Source organism: Kitasatospora sp. NE20-6 (assembly GCF_045862635.1).
In genome coordinates this window covers 1-551 of the sequence record NZ_BPRL01000184.1, presented here as the reverse complement: position 1 = coordinate 551, position 551 = coordinate 1, and the positions used below count along the sequence as shown (strand labels likewise).

The following is a 551-nucleotide window of genomic DNA, read 5'->3' as shown; positions in this document are numbered from 1 at the left end:
CGCTCTGGCAGCTTTGGCCGAGTCGAAGCCGCACCGGCACCTGTCCCGCCGGGTGCGGCTCCACGCCGAGTCCCGCCCGACCCTGCGGCCCCTGTCCGGCCGCGGATCGTGACGGGAGGGACTCCGGCCCAACCTGATCGAGGTCCTGTTCTTCATGCCCGCTTTCAAGCTCCGTATGCGCACCTCCGCTGCTCTTCTCGCCGGTGCCGCCGGTGTCACCGCCCTGGGCGCCGGCCTGCTGCCCGCCACCGCCTCCGCCGCGACCGCCTCCCCGCAGGCCATCGCCGCGCAGATCGTCCCCGCCGGCCAGCTCGCCTCGTTCAAGCAGATCATCAGCCACGAGTCGAGCTGGAACGTCCACGCGACCAACCCCTCCTCCGGCGCCTACGGCCTCGCCCAGGCACTGCCCGGCTCCAAGATGGCCTCCGCCGGCGCCGACTGGAAGACCAACCCCAAGACCCAGATCAAGTGGGCCTACGACTACATGAACTCCCGCTACGGCAGCCCGAACGCCGCCTGGTCCTTCTGGCAGACCCACCACTGGTACTGAG

The 551-nt window shown here is 70.6% G+C and carries 1 protein-coding gene; it reads left to right on the top strand.

Going from position 1 to position 551, the window contains the following annotated elements; all coding sequences use genetic code 11:
- Positions 1 to 154 precede the first annotated feature (154 nt).
- Positions 155 to 550 (top strand): transglycosylase SLT domain-containing protein, encoded by a 396-nt coding sequence (locus SNE206_RS40115; protein ID WP_407918523.1) that lies wholly within the window; start codon positions 155 to 157, stop codon positions 548 to 550.
- Position 551: the final 1 nt, after the last annotated feature.